The sequence below is a fragment of the Microbacterium sp. oral taxon 186 str. F0373 genome, from assembly GCF_000411455.1.
Classification (GTDB): Bacteria; Actinomycetota; Actinomycetes; order Actinomycetales; family Microbacteriaceae; genus Microbacterium.
On sequence record NZ_KE150457.1, the window covers coordinates 951,904 to 970,179 of the forward strand.

General features: G+C 71.9%; 14 protein-coding genes. 7 read left to right on the forward strand and 7 right to left on the reverse strand.

Annotation, left to right across the window (positions count from 1 at the left end; genetic code table 11):
* Nucleotides 1-61: 61 nt before the first annotated feature.
* Complete coding sequence (gene murJ, locus HMPREF1529_RS04355) at nt 62-1,672, reverse strand: murein biosynthesis integral membrane protein MurJ (RefSeq protein WP_016463842.1); 1,611 nt, start codon at nt 1,670-1,672, stop codon at nt 62-64.
* The gene (locus HMPREF1529_RS04360; RefSeq protein ID WP_016463843.1) at nt 1,665-3,857 is read right to left on the reverse strand and encodes a DUF6049 family protein; all 2,193 of its coding nucleotides are present in this window, start codon (nt 3,855-3,857) and stop codon (nt 1,665-1,667) included. Before HMPREF1529_RS04360 ends, murJ begins: the two co-directional genes overlap by 8 nt.
* A 156-nt stretch (nt 3,858-4,013) precedes the next feature.
* Here HMPREF1529_RS04360 and HMPREF1529_RS04365 point away from each other — a divergent pair, with 156 nt between their 5' ends.
* From HMPREF1529_RS04365 to malQ, 4 genes are all read left to right on the forward strand, one after another.
* Nucleotides 4,014-5,591 (forward strand): DUF7059 domain-containing protein, encoded by a 1,578-nt coding sequence (locus tag HMPREF1529_RS04365; protein WP_016463844.1) that lies wholly within the window; start codon nt 4,014-4,016, stop codon nt 5,589-5,591.
* A 39-nt stretch (nt 5,592-5,630) separates the two neighbouring features.
* Nucleotides 5,631-7,070: a CCA tRNA nucleotidyltransferase gene (locus HMPREF1529_RS04370; RefSeq protein ID WP_016463845.1), complete on the forward strand. Its 1,440-nt coding sequence runs from the start codon at nt 5,631-5,633 to the stop codon at nt 7,068-7,070.
* A gap of 138 nt (nt 7,071-7,208) precedes the next feature.
* Entirely contained in the window at nt 7,209-8,537 is a 1,329-nt protein-coding gene (locus HMPREF1529_RS04375) for a GAF domain-containing protein (RefSeq protein WP_016463846.1), read from the forward strand.
* A gap of 193 nt (nt 8,538-8,730) precedes the next feature.
* On the forward strand, nt 8,731-10,866 hold the full coding sequence (gene malQ / locus HMPREF1529_RS04380) for a 4-alpha-glucanotransferase (protein WP_016463847.1): 2,136 nt from the start codon (nt 8,731-8,733) through the stop codon (nt 10,864-10,866).
* Here malQ and HMPREF1529_RS04385 read toward each other — a convergent pair.
* Nucleotides 10,838-11,557 (reverse strand): DMT family transporter, encoded by a 720-nt coding sequence (locus HMPREF1529_RS04385; protein WP_232212050.1) that lies wholly within the window; start codon nt 11,555-11,557, stop codon nt 10,838-10,840. The genes malQ and HMPREF1529_RS04385 overlap by 29 nt on opposite strands.
* A 228-nt stretch (nt 11,558-11,785) precedes the next feature.
* On the opposite strand from HMPREF1529_RS04385, the gene HMPREF1529_RS04390 reads away from it, so the two are divergent.
* From HMPREF1529_RS04390 to HMPREF1529_RS04400, 3 genes are all read left to right on the forward strand, one after another.
* On the forward strand, nt 11,786-12,277 hold the full coding sequence (locus HMPREF1529_RS04390) for a MarR family winged helix-turn-helix transcriptional regulator (RefSeq protein ID WP_036282708.1): 492 nt from the start codon (nt 11,786-11,788) through the stop codon (nt 12,275-12,277).
* A 237-nt stretch (nt 12,278-12,514) separates the two neighbouring features.
* Nucleotides 12,515-14,062, forward strand: coding sequence for an acetaldehyde dehydrogenase ExaC (exaC, locus tag HMPREF1529_RS04395; RefSeq protein ID WP_005054642.1), 1,548 nt, complete (start codon nt 12,515-12,517; stop codon nt 14,060-14,062).
* Between the two features lie 92 nt (nt 14,063-14,154).
* Entirely contained in the window at nt 14,155-14,538 is a 384-nt protein-coding gene (locus HMPREF1529_RS04400; protein ID WP_005054638.1) for a DUF779 domain-containing protein, read from the forward strand.
* Nucleotides 14,539-14,676: 138 nt separating this feature from the next.
* Here the strand turns inward: HMPREF1529_RS04400 and HMPREF1529_RS04405 are convergent, their stop codons facing one another.
* The 4 genes from HMPREF1529_RS04405 to HMPREF1529_RS04420 are packed head-to-tail and all read right to left on the reverse strand — an operon-like array spanning nt 14,677 to nt 18,203.
* Complete coding sequence (locus tag HMPREF1529_RS04405; protein WP_016463850.1) at nt 14,677-15,282, reverse strand: response regulator transcription factor; 606 nt, start codon at nt 15,280-15,282, stop codon at nt 14,677-14,679.
* A complete protein-coding gene (locus HMPREF1529_RS04410; RefSeq protein WP_232212051.1) occupies nt 15,279-16,442 on the reverse strand; it encodes a sensor histidine kinase in 1,164 nt (387 codons plus the stop codon). Before HMPREF1529_RS04410 ends, HMPREF1529_RS04405 begins: the two co-directional genes overlap by 4 nt.
* Nucleotides 16,443-16,467: 25 nt before the next feature.
* A complete protein-coding gene (locus tag HMPREF1529_RS04415) occupies nt 16,468-17,301 on the reverse strand; it encodes an ABC transporter permease (RefSeq protein ID WP_016463852.1) in 834 nt (277 codons plus the stop codon).
* Nucleotides 17,298-18,203 carry an ABC transporter ATP-binding protein gene (locus HMPREF1529_RS04420; RefSeq protein ID WP_016463853.1) on the reverse strand — a complete coding sequence of 302 codons (906 nt, stop codon included), beginning with the start codon at nt 18,201-18,203 and terminating at the stop codon, nt 17,298-17,300. Before HMPREF1529_RS04420 ends, HMPREF1529_RS04415 begins: the two co-directional genes overlap by 4 nt.
* Nucleotides 18,204-18,276: the final 73 nt, after the last annotated feature.

Consider the following 18,276-nt stretch of genomic DNA (forward strand, 5'->3'; position numbering starts at 1 on the left):
GCCCCTGTCGGGCTCCAGTGCGTGCAACCCATGCTAACCGCGCGGCATTCCGCGCCGGCGGTCAACGCCCGGTGATGCGCCGCAGGAGGCGGCCGGCGATCGCGAGCTCCGGGGTGCGCAGCAGCGCCAGTGCGGCGATGTAGACGACGAGTGACGCCGCGCCGACGAGGCCGCCACCGATCGCACCGAGCAGGCGGTCGGACACGGTCCACCCCGTCGGTCCTCCGACCAGCAGGAACACGGCCCAGCCGGCGGCGAACGCGGGGACGGCGGCGATGGCGAAGCGGCCGAGTGCCCTCCAGGTCGTGCGCAGTGCGGTCGTGTCCGTGTGCCGCCGCAGCAGGCGCAGCGCGACCGGGAGCTGCACGTACGCCGACAGCGACTGTGTGAAGGCGACGGCGGCTGCGAGGAAGGCCAGGGGCAGCAGACCCCACGCGACCGCTGCCGCCGCCACTACGGCGCCGAGGGCGGCGAGGGCGGCCTGGACGAAGGAGAACACGAACGGCGTGCGGGTGTCTTGAAAGGCGAAGAACGCTCGCCGGATGATCAGCAGCACGCCGAACGGCACGAGCGCGATGAGGTAGCCGCAGAGCACCCACGCCATCGGCACAGCACCGTCGGAATCGGTCGTGAACACCCGGGACAGCGGGACGGATGCCGCGCCGATCGCGGCCGTGAACCCGAACCCGAACAGCGCGATCGCGCGGATGGACTCGTCGAGGTTGGGGGTGACGCGATCGAGCCGCCCTGCGGCGACCTCCTCGGCGAGCCGCGTGAAGTACGTGGTCGAGATCGACATCGCCACGATCGAGTGCGGGAGCATGAAGATCAGCCACGCGTAGACCATGACGGTGACGCTCGCCTCGCCGGAGGCCTGCGTGACGACGCGCGACTGCACGATTCCCGCGAGCTGGCCGACGACCACGGCGAGAAACGTCCACCATGCGAGCGTGCCGACGTGTCGGAGACCGATGCCGCGCCAGCCGAAGTCGGGTCGGATGTGCAGTCGCGTGCGCTTCCAGAACAGCAGGAGCACGAACGTCTGCAACGCGATGCCCAGGGTGGCGGTGCCGCCGAGGAGCGCGATCATCCCGGCATCCCAGTCGGTGACGGTGGTGAACGGACCCCCGTAGACCAGGAGGAACACCCCGAACCCGGCGATCGACACCAGGTTGTTCACGGTGGGAGCCCAGCTGTAGGGGCCGAAGACCTTGCGCGCGTTGAGAACTTCGCCGAGCAGCGCGAACAGCCCGTAGAACAGCAGCTGCGGAAGCAACCAGTAGGCGAAGGCGATGGCCAGGCCCTTCTGGGTGCCGTTCCATCCGTCCGTGTAGAGCCAGATCAACGCGGGGGCCAGCGCCATCATGAGTGCTGTCGCGGCGACGAGCACGACACTGCCGAGGGTCAGCAGCTTCGACACGTATCGCGAGCCGCCGTCGCTGTGCGCGGCGGCCTTCACGATCTGTGGGACGAGGATGCCGGTGATCACACCGGCGGCGAGGAGCTCGTACACGTTGGTCGGAAGCTGCGCCGCGATGCTGAAGGCGTCGGCGGCCTTGCTGCCGTAGGAGCCGATCACGGCGACGAGCACGAGAGAGCGCACCAGCCCGGTGGCGCGCGAGAACAGCGTTCCCGCTCCGATGATGGCGCTCGCGCGACCGAGATTAGCCATCGACGTCCTCTGTCTGGGGGTTGTGCGCCGCGGTGGCGGCGGCGATGCGGCGTCGGCGCATCTTGCGCGCCGTGCGGACGATGCCGAGCACGAGCATCGCGCCGATGAGCACCGACATGACGACGATGCCGACCGACTCCCATTCGGCGCGCACCGAGATGGCGACGCGTACCCGGGGGCCGATCTCCACGCCGGCCGAACTGCGCAGCTGCAGGTCGAGCGTCGACTCGCCGCTTCCCACCCGCGCCTGCACCGGAACCTGCACGCGGGTGCTCTGGGCGGCGCCGGCCGACACATCCGCCGTCTTCTGCACGATGAGGCGCGGGTCGTTGGGGGTGGCGGAGAGGGTCAAGGTGACGGGCCACGGCAGATCGTTGCGCACCGAGAAGGTGAGCGGAGCCGAGGACGCCAGCAGTGTGATGTCGCTCGGGGGCACGATCGCCACGGAGCCCAGCGTCGTCGTCGTGGCATCGCGGTGATCGGACAGTGCGGTGGCGAACTGATCGGGAGCCGCCCGCCACACGTTCCCCATCAACTGGAGGATCTCCGCCCGATTGGGCGCGGTGAGAAGCGTCGGATCGGCGAGCACGGTGGCGAACGCGGCGACGCGGGTCTCCTGGTCGAGCAGATCGCGGAGCGCGTCGACACGTGTCGGATCATCCGCCGTGCCGCCGGTGACGGAGACGGATGCCGCCGGGGCCGCCAGCAGTGCATTCAGATCCCACGGCGTGCGCCCGGCCAGTGAGGATGCCGCCGTGATCGCCGCCCGCAGGCCCGTCGCGGACCGTCCGGTCGCACGGTCGACGACGACGAGCAGCGGCGCGGAGGCGGCGGCACCGCGCGTGGCGAGACTCGCGTAGGCCGAGGCCGCCGCGAGACCCGCTCCCTGGTGCACGGGGTCGGAGGCGAGCGAGGCGGTACGCAGGGCACTCGAGGCGCCGTCGTCGTAGGCGAGGACGCCGGCGCCTGCGGCATCCGCCCGCGCACCGACGGCTCCGGTGAGAGCATCCGTTCCCACGAGAGTGATCGGAGCGGGGTCGGCGGCATCGGTGGACGGGGCTGCGCTCTTCAGCGCCGAGACGACAGCCGCCGTGGCGGATCCCGTCGCAGGCCAGAAGACGTCGGTGCGCGCCGCGCCGACGTCGAGCAGCTGCGCGAGGGTGGGCAGCGTGCGCCCGTCGGGTGCGGGGGTGGCGGTGGGGCTCGCGCCCGCGCCGGCGGCCGCCGCGGTGGACGTGAAGTTGCGCGCCGACATGAAGGGATCCAGGCTGGAGACGCTCAGGGGGGACGGGAGGCCTGCAGCGACCTGCGTGGCCAGATCGGCATCACCGAACTGCAGAGCGAAGCGCGAGTTGGGCAGAGCCAGCAGATCGGCGAGCCACTGCCGCGCCGATGCCGGCGCGGTTGACCCGAGGACGCGGATGGCCGCGGGGATCGCAGGGTCGACGGCGAGGATGGCCGGCGTTCCGGTGACGGCGTTCAGTTGGGTGCGCAGGGCCCCGTCGTCGGCGGTGAGGGCCTTCAGATCATCCGCGCTGAGCAGGCCGGTGGTGGTCGGTGGAGCGGTGATCGGCACGACGACGCCCACACCGCTTCCGGCCGACGCGGCATCCGGCACCGTCAGCACGCTGTGCGCGACGAGCGGCTGCGCACCGGTCGACGGGGAGGAGTACGCCGCGCTCAGCGGATACACCCCGGGTGCGAGCGCGCCCAGGGTCCCGAGGTCGACCGCGGCGGTCGCGGTCGCCGTCCCGCGCGCGGCGACCGCGGTCACCGGCACCGAGGCCACGGCGGTGTCGGCCGGAGTCCGCGCGTCGAGCCAGGCCGTCAGCTCAGCGCTCGTGGTCAGCGGCGACCGGCTCAGCGCGATGCTCACCGTTCCGCTCGCCGCGGCGGCGTCGCCGGTGTTGGAGACGGCGACCGCGACGGAGACGACCGTCGTGGTGACCACGCCGTTGCCGGCCGGAGCCACCGCGACCGAGAGGCTCCCGGCATCCGGGGCGCCGGTCGCGGCATCCGCGGGGGCCGGAGCCGGTGCGGCGACGATCGCGAGCGCGATCCCGACCGAGGCCGCGATCGCGGCGGCGGCCCGCAGGCTTCGCAGCGCCGTGCCGGAGAGCGCGCGGCGGCGGTCGCGCACGCCGTCGGGAGATCGGCGGGCGGCGGCGGGGAAAGACACAGTCATAGCGGGAATCGGCTCCTGTGCGATGCCTGACCGCACGATCAGCTGTGATTCTAGGGTCCTCGCGCTGTGGGCATCCCGTGACCGGCCGCGATCGCCGCGATCCGTCGCGTCGCCGATTGCCGCGAACCGCGCCGGCGTGCGTGAGGATGGGTTGCTGTGGAGCCCACCCTGAACCCCGACCCCGCCCTCATCGCCGCGCTGCGCAGCGACCTGAGCGCTGCCGGCTACCGCGCCGACGCCGTGCGCTCGGTCTGGGGCCCGGTCGCCGACACCGCCGTCGGCCACGGCCTGCACGGACCCGCCCTGGCGGCCCTGGCCCCGCGCACCGATGCGCTCGCCACTCTCGCGCGCCTGCTGTTCCTCGGGGTAAGGACCGACCGTGACGCCGTCGCACGCGTGCTGCCGACGCTCGGGGCGCACGGGCTGGTCGACCTCGGCTTCGCGCGCATCGACGGGGATGCCGTCGTGCCGTCGGTGCTCGTGCGTCCTCAGGACGCGGCGGGTGCGTCGCACGACACGGTCCGCTGGTGGATCGCGAGCGACCTCGACGAGGCCGCACTGGGCGGAGCGCTGCCCACGGGCCACGTCCTGGGTGTGGGGGGCGCCTCCCTCACCCTTGCCGGTCTGCAGCTGACGACGCCGGCCCGCCGGGTCCTCGACGTCGGCACGGGCTGCGGCATCCAGGCCCTGCGCGCCCACCTCGCCCTGTCCGCCCCGTCCGCCCCGCACAGCGGGGCGCCGACGGATGCCGAGGCGCCGATCGTCGCCACGGACGTCTCCGGCCGTGCGCTCCTGTTCACCCGCATCAACGCGCTCCTCAACGACGCGGAGGGTATCGAGACCCGCCTCGGCAGTCTCTTCGAACCCGTCGCGGGTGAGCAGTTCGACCGCGTCGTGTCGAACCCGCCGTTCGTCATCACGCCGCGCGTCGCGGGCGTGCCGGAGTACGAGTACCGCGACGCCGGATACGCCGGCGACGACCTCGTCGCGGCGTTCGTGTCGGGGGTCGGCGCGGTGCTCGCACCCGGCGGCACCGCGCAGCTGCTGGGCAACTGGGAGTACCGCGCGGGCCAGGATGGGCTGCAGCGCGTGCGCGAGTGGGTCGCCGCCTCACCGGTGCCGCTGGAGGCCTGGGTGATCGAGCGGGAGCGCCTCGACCCTCTCGCCTACGCCGAACTCTGGGTACGCGACGGCGGCACCGCGCCGGGGACGGCGGGCTACGGCGCGCTCGTCGACGCGTGGCTCGCCGACTTCGCCGCCCGCGAGGTCGATGCGGTCGGGTTCGGCTACCTGCTGCTGCGGCGCCCGGCATCCGCGATTCCCGCGCTGGCCCGCTACGAGCGCATCACGCACCCGTTGCCCGAGGACGGCGCCCTCGGTGCGCACCTGGGCGCCGCGCTCGCCGCCTTCGATGCTCTCGAGGAGTTCGACGACGCGGCCCTCGCCGCCGCCCGCACGATCGTCGCCGACGACGTCACCGAGGCGCGTCATCATCTGCCCGGCGCCGAAGCCCCGAGCGTCATCGAACTGCGCCAGGGCGGCGGTCTCGGGCGCACCCTCGAGGTCGACCCCGCCCTCGCCGCTCTCGTCGGGGCCTCCGACGGTGAGCTCACCGTCGGCCAGCTCTCCGATGCGATCGCGGAGCTGCTCGAAGTGGATGCCGCGGCCCTGCGCGCCGATCTGCTGCCGCGGGTGCGCGAGCTCGTCTTCATCGGGATGCTGCGGCTGGCGTGACCCCGGGGGCGGCGAGGGTGCGCCGGTAGGCTGGAAACCATGCTCAACATGGCCGAAGGCCTCGACCGGCTCGGGTCGCTCGCGACCTCGCCGATCATGGCGACCCTCGGCGCCGCGTTCGCCCAGGCCGGGTTCGAACTGGCAATCGTCGGCGGTCCGGTGCGCGACGCGCTGCTGGGTCGCCCGACCCACGACCTCGACCTCACCACCAATGCCCGCCCCGACGACATCCTGCGGATCGTCAAGCCGCTCGCGACCGCGACGTGGGACATCGGTCGGGCGTTCGGCACGATCGGCGCGAAGATGCCGGGCCCGGCCGGCACCTCCGAGCAGGTCGAGATCACCACCTACCGCGCCGACAGCTACGACGGGCTCACACGCAAGCCCACCGTCGCGTTCGGTGACAGCCTCGACGACGACCTCGCCCGTCGCGACTTCACGGTCGGCGCCATGGCGCTGCGTCTGCCCGTGCCCGCCCTGGTCGACCCGACCGGCGGCGTCGAGGATCTCATCGCGGGCGTCCTGCGCACCCCGGGCGACCCCGACGTCAGCTTCGGCGACGATCCCCTCCGCATGCTGCGCGCCGCCCGGTTCGCCAGTCAGCTCGAGTTCGAGGTCGCGCCGGCGACCCTCGAGGCCATGGAGCGCCTGCGCGCGACGATCGAGATCGTCAGCCCCGAGCGTGTGCAGGCCGAGCTCGTGAAGCTCCTCGCCACCGACGATCCGGTGCGCGGCATCCGCATCCTCGTCGAGACGGGGCTGATGGGCGAGATCCTCCCCGAGGTGCCCGCACTGCGCCTCGAGGTCGACGAGCATCACCACCACAAGGACGTCTACGAGCACTCGCTCACGGTCCTGCGCCAGGCCATCGAGCTGGAGCACGCCCGGCATCCGGGAGCCGCGCCCGATACGACGCTGCGCCTGGCCGCCCTGCTGCATGACATCGGCAAGCCCGCGACGCGCAAGCTCGAGCCGGGCGGCGGTGTCAGCTTCCACCACCACGACGTCAAGGGTGCGCGCCTGGCGCGCAAGCGCCTGCAGGCGCTGCGCTTCGACGGTGACACGATCTCGGCGGTCACGCAGCTCATCGAGCAGCACCTGCGCTTCTTCGGGTACGCCGAGGGCGCCTGGACCGACTCGGCGGTGCGGCGCTACGTGCGGGATGCCGGGGATCAGCTCGAGCGGCTCCACATCCTCACCCGCGCCGACGTGACCACCCGCAACGCGAAGAAGGCCACGCGGCTGCGACGGGCGTACGACGACATCGAGTGGCGCATCGACGAGCTCGCCTCGCAGGAGGAGCTCGCCGCCATCCGCCCCGAGCTCGACGGCAACCGGATCCAGGAGATCCTCGGCATCCCGCCCGGCCGTGAGGTCGGCGAGGCGTACCGCTTCCTGCTCGAGGTGCGCCTGGACGAGGGCCCGATCGGCGCGGATGCCGCCGAGCAGCGCCTGCGCGCCTGGTGGGACGCCCGCTGACCCCTCTTCCCCTCCGCGAGCCGCCACGTTCGTGCCGAGCCGCCATGCGCCGGCGCGTCGAATCTTGGCGGCTCGGGGCAATCTTGGCGGCTCGCGATCTAGACTGACGGCACCTCCTCACCGTCGAACGGAGTCGCCGTGCCCTCGCCGTGGTCATCGCGCCGCGAGGTCTCGCCAGAGACGTCGCGTCTGCTGATCGAGCGCGCGCACGAAGAGCTGGTCGGGGGCAACGTCGGCGATCCGCGGCTCGATCAGATCCGCCCGCTCGTGCAGGACTCCTGGCGACGCTCGCTCGCGCACCTCGTCGGCGCCGAGGGCCTGCCACCGCTCGATCTGGGTGACGACGAACTCGAGGCGTATCGGCGGGCGCATCCTCTCTCGGCGGCGATGGACATGATCCGCGCCCTGCTGCTGCCGGGTGGGGAGAGCGACTCGGGAGTCGTGGTCGCCGTGGGGGATGCCGTCGGCCGTCTGTTGTGGGTGGAGGGCGACCGCCGGGTGCGCAGCCTCACGGGAGACATGGGCTTCGTCGCGGGCGCGAACTGGTCGGAGGAGGCGGTGGGCACCTCGGCGCCCGGCACCGCGCTGGCCCTCGGACGCTCCGTGCAGATCCACGGGGCCGAGCACTACAACCGGCTCGTGCAGCCCTGGTCGTGCACGGCGGCGCCGGTCTACGACCCCGAGACGCGCCAGGTACTCGGCGTCATCGATGTCACGGGCGACAGCGATGCCGCCACACCGCAGGCGCAGCTGCTCGTCGACGCGACGGCGCGCGCCGTCGAATCCGAGCTGCTCGTCGGCAGGCTCCGCGCCCGCGCCCAACCTCCCGCGCCGCGGCGGACGCAGCGGCCCGCGGTGGCAGCGGCGACCGCGACGACGATGCTGCGCGTGCTCGGCCGCGACCGTGCGCTCCTCGACGTCGCCGGACCCGACAGCGCCACGGTGACCGAGTTGTCGGCCCGGCACGCCGAGATCCTCCTCATGCTCGCCGTGCACCGCGAGGGGCTGTCGGCCGAGCGGCTCGGACAGCTCGTCTACGGCGAGGATGCCGCGGAGGGAACGCTGAGGCCGGAACTCGTCCGCCTCCGCAAAGTGCTGGAGCGGGTCGCGCCGCACCTGGTCCCGGCATCCCGGCCCTACCGCCTCACCGCAGAGCTGCACACCGACGCCCACCAGGTGGTCGCGTTGCTCGGACGCGGCGCCCACCGGGTGGCGCTCGCCGCCTACCGCGGACGGGTGCTTCCCGACTCGGTCGCGCCGGGGGTGGAGGAGTTCCGCGACTCGGTGCGGCTCGCCCTGCGCGACGCACTGCTCACGGAGGCATCGGTCGACGTGCTGCTCGCCTACGCCGACACCGATGACGGAGCCGCCGACGCCGAGGTCCTGCGTCTGGCCCTCGAGATGCTGCCGGCCCGCTCTCCCCGCCGCGCCGGTCTCGTCGCGCGGATCGAGAAGCTCGAGGCCTGAGCGCCCGCGGCGCTCGGTGCCGGCGCTCGTAACTCCGCCTGAGCGCGGGTGGTGGTGGGCTGGGGGCGCGGAGCGGTTGGTTGAGGCGGAGTTGCGCGCGCGGCGGCGTCCGACCCGACCCCGGCGCGACAGGGTCGGGTGAGGATGCCAGGATGGGCGCAGACGCCGTCACCGGCGCCGAGGGAGGATCGACATGACCGACGACGCGCCCACCCCCGACCTCGTGCGGCTCGCCGCCGTGCACGGCATCGCGACGGAGTACTGGTCGTTCTTCGGCGACCGGGTGCAGGTCCCGGCATCCACCCTCCGCGCGGTGCTCGCGGCCATGCGCGTCGACGCCTCGTCGGATGCCGCGGTCACGGCATCCCTCATCGCCGAGGAGGAGCGGGTGTGGCGCGAACTGCTGCCCGCCTCGTTCGTGACGCGCGCCGGCGTCGGCGTGCTGTGGGTGCACGTCTTCGACGGGCACGACGTGACCGTGACGGTGGCTCTCGAGGAGGGGTCGGAGCGCGCGCTCACGATCCCCGAGCAGCGCCCGGCAGCGCGGCTGGTGGACGGCATCCTGCGGTGGCGGGTCGAGATTCCGGTGCCCGACGACCTGCCGCTGGGGTGGCACACCGTGCGCGCGGAGCAGCGCCCGTTCGGCGGCGCCGAGGCCGACCGCACGGCATCCGCTCCCTTCGTGATCACGCCCGATCGCCTCGGCGACCCGCCCGCCCGTGGCGGGCGTACGCGCGGCTGGGGCCTCATGGCGCAGCTGTACTCCGTGCGCTCCCGGGCATCGTGGGGCCTCGGCGACTTCGCCGATCTCGCCGACCTCGCGGCGATCGCGGGCGAGCGCGGCGCCGACTTCCTGCTGATCAACCCCGTGCACGCGGCTGAGGTGACCAGTCCGATCGAGCCGTCGCCGTACCGCCCCGCGACCCGCCGCTTCGTGGCGCCGCTGTACGTGCGTCCCGAAGACATCCGCGAGGTCGCCTACCTGACGCCCACCGAGCGCGCCGTCGTCGAGGCCGCCCGCGGCCCCGTCGCAGCGATGGACGACGACGCGGACCGCATCGATCGCGACGCGGTCTGGGCCGCCAAACGACTCGGCCTCGACGCGATCTTCGCGGTGCCGCTGACGCCGTCGCGTCGCGCCGAGCTCGATGCCTTCGCCGCGCGCGAGGGACAGCCGCTGCAGGACTTCGCCCTGTGGTGCGCGCTCGAGGAGCACTACCTCGGTCGCGAGAGGCCGGCCGAGGTCGACGACATCCGCTCCCCGCTGGTCGCCGAGCTGCGCACGCGCCTGGCCGACCGCGTCGCGTTCCACGTGTGGCTGCAGTGGATCGCCGACCAGCAGGTCGCCGATGCGCAGGCCGCAGCCAAGGCGGCGGGCATGGCGATCGGTGTCATGCACGACCTGGCCGTCGGGGTGCACCCGCAGGGGTCGGACGCGTGGTCGCTGCGGGAGATGTACGCGACCGGCATGGCGGTCGGCGCGCCGCCCGACATGTACAACCAGCAGGGCCAGACCTGGAATCAGCCGCCGTGGCTGCCGCGCGCGCTCGCCGAGGCCGGGTACGCCCCGCTGCGCGACATGATCCGGACGCTCCTGCGCCACGCCGGCGCGCTGCGCATCGACCACGTGATCGGGCTGTTCCGCCTGTGGTGGATCCCCGAGGGGCTGAGTCCCGCCGCCGGCACGTACGTCCGCTACGACCACGAGGCGATGATCGGCGTGCTGCTGCTCGAGGCCCACCGCGCCGGGGCCGTGCTCATCGGCGAGGACCTCGGCAACGTCGAGCCGTGGGTGCGCGAGTACCTGTCGGCGCGCGGCGTGCTCGGCACCTCGGTGCTGTGGTTCGAGCGCGAGGGCGACGGTTTCCGTCCGCCCGAGCAGTACCGCCGAGCGCTGCTGGCCACCGTGAACACGCACGACCTGCCGCCGACCGCGGGGTATCTGGCCGACGAGCACGTCGCCCTCCGCGCACGGCTCGGTCTGCTGACGCGTCCGGTCGAGGAGGAGCTGGCCGACGCGGATGCCGAGCGGGCGACCATGCTGGCAATGCTGCGGGAGCGCGGCCTGCTGGGCGCAGACCCGAGCGAGGCGGAGGTGATCGCGGCGCTCAACGTGCTGATCACGGCATCCCCCTCGCAGCTGCTCGGGGTGGCGCTGGTGGATGCCGTCGGGGAGCGCCGCGCGCAGAACCAGCCCGGAACCGACCGCGAGTACCCCAACTGGCAGATCCCGCTCGCGGGACCGGACGGTCGTGCGGTGCTGCTGGACGAGCTCGCGGACAACTCGCGGTTCGACGCGCTCACGCGCGCCGTCGACGACCACCTCTGACGAGCGGCTGGGGCGCCGGCCCAGGCCCCGGAGCGGTGGGCGCGAGGGTGCCGATGAGCACCCCGACCACGACGAGCGCGAGGCCGACGATCTGCGCGGGACCGAACGGCTCGTGCGCGACGACGACGCCCAGGAGCACACCGGTCACGGGATTGAGCAGCCCGATCACGCCGACGACGGCGCCGGGAAGTCGCGACAGACCGGTGAACCAGGCGGCGTAGGCGCCCGCCGTCGCCACGAGGATGATGTACGCGAAACCGAGCAGCGCCGGTCCGTCGAGCGCCGGCGGTGCACCCTCCACGACGATCGCGACCGGCATCACGACGAGCGAGCCGGCGATCAGCTGCCACGCCGTCATCGTCAGCGGTGGCACGTCGGCTCCCCATCGCCTCGTCAGCACGAAGCCGAGCGATGACGACAGCATCGCCACGACGGATGCCGCGATGCCCCACCCGTCGGCATCCCCGCCGCCGGGCTGGAGCATGACGATCACGCCGACGATGCCGAGGACGGCACCGCCGGCGGCCCGAAGAGTCGGACGCTGGCGGAGCATCATCCAGCTGAGCAGGAGCAGCGCCGCCGCAGACGTGGACATGATCGTCGCCGCCAGGCTCGTGGCGAGTCGCTGCGCCGCGACGTAGACGAGCACGTTGAGGCCGCCGACGGTGAGGGTGCCCAGCACGATCGCCACCACCACGCGCCGCGCGGCAGGCGCCGCGTGACGAGCAGCACGAGAAGACCCGCCGGCAGACAGCGGATGACCGCCCCCCACAGGGCCGTATCGGGCGGGAGTAGGTGGCGCGTCACGAAGTACGTGCTGCCCCAGGCGATGGGGGCGATCGCCGTCACGAGCACCCAGCGACGCCCTTTATCTTCCACGGAAGAGAATATAGCTTCCGCGGAAGGTAAAGTCGACGGCGTGCAGGATCACGTCGACCTCGTCCAGGAGCAGTGGCGCCGCGAACGCCCCGATCTCGATCCGTCGCCGCAGGGCGTGATCGGCCGTCTTCATCGCCTGGCCGCGGCGCTGACGGCGGAGCTGACTGCCGTCTACGCGCAGTTCGGGCTCAGCGAGGCGGAGTTCGACCTCCTGGCATCCCTTCGCCGCGCCGGTGCGCCGTACGAGCTGCCGGCGGGCGAACTGGCCGACCACACGATGGTCACCACCGGCGGGCTCACCAAGCGTGTCGACCGCCTGATCGACCGCGGCCTCGTCGTCCGCACGGATGCCGAGGACGACCGCCGTCGGCGCCTCGTACGCCTCACCCCCGAGGGCGTCGACCTCATCGACCGTGCGTTCACGGCGCACCTCGCCAACGAGCACCGCCTTCTCGCGCTCCTGCCTGCGGGCGACGCCGACGCCCTGCGCGACGCCTCCCGCCGCTGGCTCGCCGCCCTCGCCCACGACTGACCCCCGGCATCCCGCCCCGCCCCCGCCGCGAGAAACCACTCGCGCGCCGAGAAACACCCCACGCAGGGGTTTCTCGGCACGCAACGTGTTTCTCGTGGCGGATGCCGCGGCGCAAGCCACGCGGATGCCGCGGCGCCCGCCGCCCGCGCAACGCGATGCAACGTTGCGGTGCGTAGCGTCAGCGCATCCGAACGCGGCGAGGGATGCCGCGGACCATGCACTGTCGAAGGAGACATCATGACCATCGTCGAAGAGGGCGTCTCGAGCGTCTACGCCGCCCCGGGCCAGCGCGGCGCCGTCGCCGAATACCGTCCGCGGTACGGGCACTACATCGGCGGCGAGTTCGTCGAGCCGATCAAGGGCCAGTACTTCGAGAACATCACGCCCGTCACCGGCAAGCCGTTCACCGAGGTGGGTCGCGGCACCGCGGAGGACATCGACCGCGCCGTCGACGTCGCCTGGAAGGCGTTCGAATCGTGGAAGCGGACGACGCCGGCCGACCGCGCCAACATCCTCAACAAGATCGCCGACCGCATGGAGGCGAACCTCGAGAAGATCGCCGTTGCCGAGACGTGGGAAAACGGCAAGCCCGTCCGCGAGACGCTCGCCGCCGACATCCCCCTGGCCATCGACCACTTCCGCTACTTCGCCGGCGTCCTGCGCGCCCAGGAGGGCACGCTCAGCCAGATCGACGAAGACACCGTGGCGTACCACTTCCACGAGCCGCTCGGGGTGGTCGGCCAGATCATCCCGTGGAACTTCCCGATCCTCATGGCCACGTGGAAGCTCGCCCCGGCGCTCGCCGCCGGCAACTGCGTCGTGCTGAAGCCGGCCGAGCAGACCCCGGCATCCATCCTGTTCCTCTTCGACATCATCGGCGACCTGCTGCCGGCCGGTGTCGTGAACATCGTCAACGGGTTCGGCATCGAGGCGGGGGCACCGCTCGCGCAGCACAAGCGCATCCGCAAGGTCGCGTTCACGGGAGAGACCACGACCGGTCGGCTGATCATGCAGTACGCGTCGCAGAACCTCATCCCGGTGACGCTGGAGCTCGGCGGCAAGAGCGCGAACATCTTCTTCGAGGACGTCGCCCGCGAGCGCGACGCGTACTACGACAAGGCGCTGGAGGGCTTCACCTTCTTCGCGCTCAACCAGGGCGAGGTGTGCACCTGCCCGTCGCGGGCGCTCATCCAGCGTTCGATCTACGACCAGTTCCTCGGTGACGGGCTGGAGCGGGTCGGCAAGATCATCCAGGGAAACCCGCTGGACCCGGCCACCATGATCGGCGCGCAGGCCTCGAACGACCAGCTGGAGAAGATCCTCAGCTACATCGAGATCGGCAAGGCGGAGGGCGCGAAGCTGCTCGCCGGCGGGGAGCGGGTGGACCTCGGCGGCGAGCTCAGCGGTGGCTACTACGTGGCACCGACGGTGTTCGAGGGCCAGAACAGCATGCGGATCTTCCAGGAGGAGATCTTCGGTCCCGTCGTCTCGGTGACGAGCTTCGACGGCTTCGACGACGCGATCCACACCGCCAACGACACGCTGTACGGCCTGGGCGCGGGCGTGTGGAGCCGCTCGGCCGACACGATGTACCGCGCCGGGCGCAGCATCGAGGCGGGCCGCGTCTGGACGAACACCTACCACCAGTACCCGGCGCACGCCGCGTTCGGCGGATACAAGCAGTCGGGCATCGGCCGCGAGAACCACCTCAAGATGCTCGACCACTACCAGCAGACCAAGAACCTGCTGGTGTCGTATGCCGAAGGAGCGATGGGCTTCTTCTGAGCCGACACGCGACGGCGAGACACGACCTGCCGCCCCGGACGCCCGTGCGTTTCGGACGGCAGGTCGTGTCTCGGCAGAGAAAGGGTCCGGTCATGACCACCACACTCAGCAGGGTCGCGGTCACGGATGCCGCGGCATCCCTGCTGCGCCAGCTCACGGCGCAGCACGGGAAGCTCATGTTCCACCAGTCCGGCGGATGCTGCGACGGCAGCGCACCGATGTGCTACCCCGTGGGCATGTTCCTGACGGGGCCGTCGGATGTGAAACTCGGCGACCTCGACGTGGGTCTCGACGATCCGATCGAGGTCTTCATCTCCGAGGCGCAGTTCGCGTACTGGAAGTACACGCACCTCACGATCGACGTCGTCCCGGGCCGCGGGGCGGGCTTCAGCGTGGAGGGTCCGACGGGGATGCGCTTCCTCATCCGCTCGCGGATGCTCGACGACGCCGAGCTCGACCACTTCGGCCTGCGCTGAGCGCGGCATCCCCGGCCGCGTCGCGCCGCGGTCCACGAGACACCACTCCCGCACCGAGACACGGGTGCACAGCGTGTGTCTCGGTGCGCAGCGCGTGTCTCGAGGTTCAGGGAGTCGGGGAGGGGGCGGATGCCGGGGCTAGAGCCAGCCGTTCTCGTCGGCGACGCGGACGGCGTCGGCGCGGTTGCGGGCGCCGGTCTTGCCGATCGCGCTGGAGAGGTGGTTGCGCACCGTGCCTTCGCTCAGGTGCAGCATCTGTGCGATATCCGCGATCGAGCCGCCCGTGCGTGCGACGGCGAGCACGTCGGTCTCGCGGCCCGTCAACGGCGACTCGCCCTGGGCGAGCGAGTCCGCCGCCAGCGCCGGATCGACCACCCGCAGCCCCTGCGCCACGCGGCGCACGGCGTCGGCAAGTTGCGCGGCGGGCGTGTCCTTCACGACGAAGCCGGCCGCCCCCGCTCGCATCGCGCGGGTGAGGTACCCGGGTCGCCCGAACGTGGTCACGATGAGCACGCGGCAGGTCGGCAGGGCGCTGCGCAGCGCGGATGCCGCCGCGATCCCGTCCTTGCCGGGCATCTCGATGTCGAGCAGCGCCACGTCGGCGGATGTGCGAACCGCGGCATCCACGACCTCATCGCCGCGACCCACCTCGGCGACGACCTCGATGTCGGGTTCGAGGCCGAGCAGGGCCGAGAGCGCGCCGCGCACGAGCGCCTGGTCGTCGGCGATGAGCAGCCGGATCACAACGCGACCTTCAACAGGAATCCGCCGAGCTCGCTCCGCCCGAGGGTCAGTCGGCCGCCGGCCGCCTCCACCCGCTCGCGCAACCCGATCAGTCCGCTGCCCGCCGTCCCCGCGCCGGATGCCGGGCCCACCCCGTCGTCTTCGACGCTGACGCTGCGGGGGCCCAGCCGCACGCGACACCGCGACGCCTGTGCGTGGCGGATCACGTTGGTGACTCCCTCCCGCACGATCCAGCCGGCCAGTTCGCGGCGCTCGGCGGGGACGTTCTCGGTCGCGGTGGGCAGCTCGGCCGCGATGCCCGCGGCATCCAGCGCCGCCCGTGCCGCGGCGAGCTCGCCGGCGACCGTGACGCCGCGATAGCCGGCGACGGTGGTGCGCACATCAGCCAGAGCGCCGCGCGCGAGAGCCTCCACTTCGCCGATCTCTGTCCGTGCCCGCGCCGGATCGACGTCGATCAGCCGTCCGGCCAGCTCCGACTTCACGGTGATGACCGTCAGCGAGTGGCCGAGGATGTCGTGCAGGTCACGGGCGACCCGACTGCGCTCGCGCTCGACGGCCATCTGCGCCATCTGATCCCGCGTCGCGCGCAGGGCGTTCATGGCCGCGATGTTGCGTCCGAACGCCGCCATCATCGCGGAGATCGAGATGATGATCGCGGGAAGGAACAGCACGCTTTCGGTCCACCCGTCCGAGAGCACCCCCGTGACGAGGGCGGCCGCTCCCAGGGCGATCAGCAGCAGCCAGGTCGTGCGCAGTCGGACCACGGCCATGCCGATCGCGACGCCCACGTAGCTCCAGACGCCGCGGACATCCCACCCGATCCACGGGAAGAGGGTGAAGGAGAGGAGGAACAGCCAGGCTGCCGGAAGCAGTCGCAGGCGCAGGGGCAGAAGGCGAGAGACGGGGATGGCGATGAGGAAGGATGCCGCGAAGAGCACCAGCAGGGCGATCACGACGGCGTTGGAGACCGCGGTGTCCGCCGCGGCGACGGCCTCGGTGGCCACGATGAACAGCCAGATGAGCGAGATCGAGCCGCCGACGTACCAGCCTCGGGCGGCGCGGGCGGTCAGCAGCTTGCGCGCCGTGGGTGTCGTCGACGAGGCGGGGACCGGGGGGATGTCCCACCCGGTCCCGTCGAGATCGTCTCGTGTCGCGCTCACGGACTTCACTGTAGGGCGCGCCGACTCAGACGCGCTTGGTGTCGCGCCGGAACGCCCACGTCGTGCCGGCGACGAACAGCACGAGCCAGACGAGCGCGTTGACCAGCCACATCGCGTCGAAGCTCTCGCCGGTCAGCGGTGAGCGGGCGAGCTCGCCGATGCCGTAGACCGGGGTGAACTTCGCGATGGTCTGCATGAAGTCGGGCATGCTGCTGAGCGGGTAGAAGAGGCCGCCGAGGAACGACAGGAACACGACGACGAGGCTCGTCACCTGCGCGGCGTTCTCGCTCGGCATGAGGTAGCCGACGAACAGCCCGAGCGTCGTGAACACGGCGCTCGCGAGCACCCAGCCGACGAGCCCCGTGCCGATCCACTGACCGACGCTGAGCTGGATGCCGCTGATCGCGCCGGCTGCATATGTGGCGACGACCGCGAGAAGGCCCAGCACCATGCCCGCGATCATCTTGATGATGATGTTGACGAGCGGGTTCAGTGGGGTGAGGCGCAGCTGCCGGCTCCAGCCCTGCGTGCGTTCCAGGGCGACGGCAGCGCCGGTCTGCGTGGCCGACATCATGGCGCCGTACATCGCCATCGACACCATGATGTAGGCCGCGACGGAGACACCGCCGTCGGCGACGGGCGTCGCCGTCAGCTGCTCATCGCGCAGACGCAGACCGATGATGACGTACATCACGACCGGGAACGCGATGGTGAAGAAGAGGGTGCGGCGATTGCGCAGGCGGCGCTTGAGCTCGATGCCGAGGTAGGTGAGGTTGAAGCCGCCGAGCGGCGGGACGCGCCGGTCGAGGGTGACGCGATCGGCGGACAGCGCCGACGGCGCGGAGGATGCGGTGCTCATGCGGAGGCTCCTTCGGAGGTGAGGGCGAGGAAGACGCTCTCGAGGTTCTGGGAGGTGATCTCGATGTCGCGGGCCGCCGTCTCGGTGAGGAGGTGGCGCGCGACGGCATCCGAGTCCTTCGTGTGGATGCTGATGCGGTCGCCGGCGAACTCGACGTCGTCGACGCCGGGAAGGCCGGCGAGCCGCGCCGGGTCGGCGCCGGGCAGGGTGGCGCGGACGATGCGACCGGAGACGAGGTTCTTGATCTCGGCGGTGGAGCCGTCGGCGACGATGCGGCCTCGGCTCATGAGCACGATGCGGTCGGCGTACTCGTCGGCCTCGTCGAGGTAGTGCGTGGCGAAGAGCACGGTACGTCCGCGCGCGGCGTCGGCGCGGATCGCGCTCCAGAACGCGCGGCGGCCCTCGACGTCCATCCCGGTGGTCGGCTCGTCGAGAATCAGCAGACCCGGGTCGCTCAGCAGCGCCATCGCGAAGCGCAGCCTCTGCTGCTGGCCGCCGGAGCACATCCCGACGCGCCGGTTCGCGATTTCGCTGATGCCGGCGCGCTGCATGACCTCCTCCACCGGGCGGGTGTCGGCGAACAGGCTCGCCGTGAGCGCGAGCGTCTCGCTGACGGTGATGTCCTTGAGCAGACCGCCGGTCTGCAACACCGCCGAGACGAGTCCGTGCGAGATAGCCGCGCGCGGGCTCTCGCCGAACACGCGCACCGCGCCCCCGTCGGGGTCCGACAGGCCCAGCAGCATGTCGATCGTGGTGGTCTTGCCGGCGCCGTTCGGGCCGAGGAAGGCGACGATCTCGCCCGGGCGAACCCGCAGATCGACGCTCTCCACCGCTCGGACACTGCCGAAGCTCTTGCGCAGGCCCGCGGCATCCACCGCGAGCAGTCCCTGGTTCTCATCCATGTCTCCGACTCTGCCCGCGTGCCGGCCTGTGCACCGCACACGGCCGTCACGACTGCGCCATGACATTCGTCAC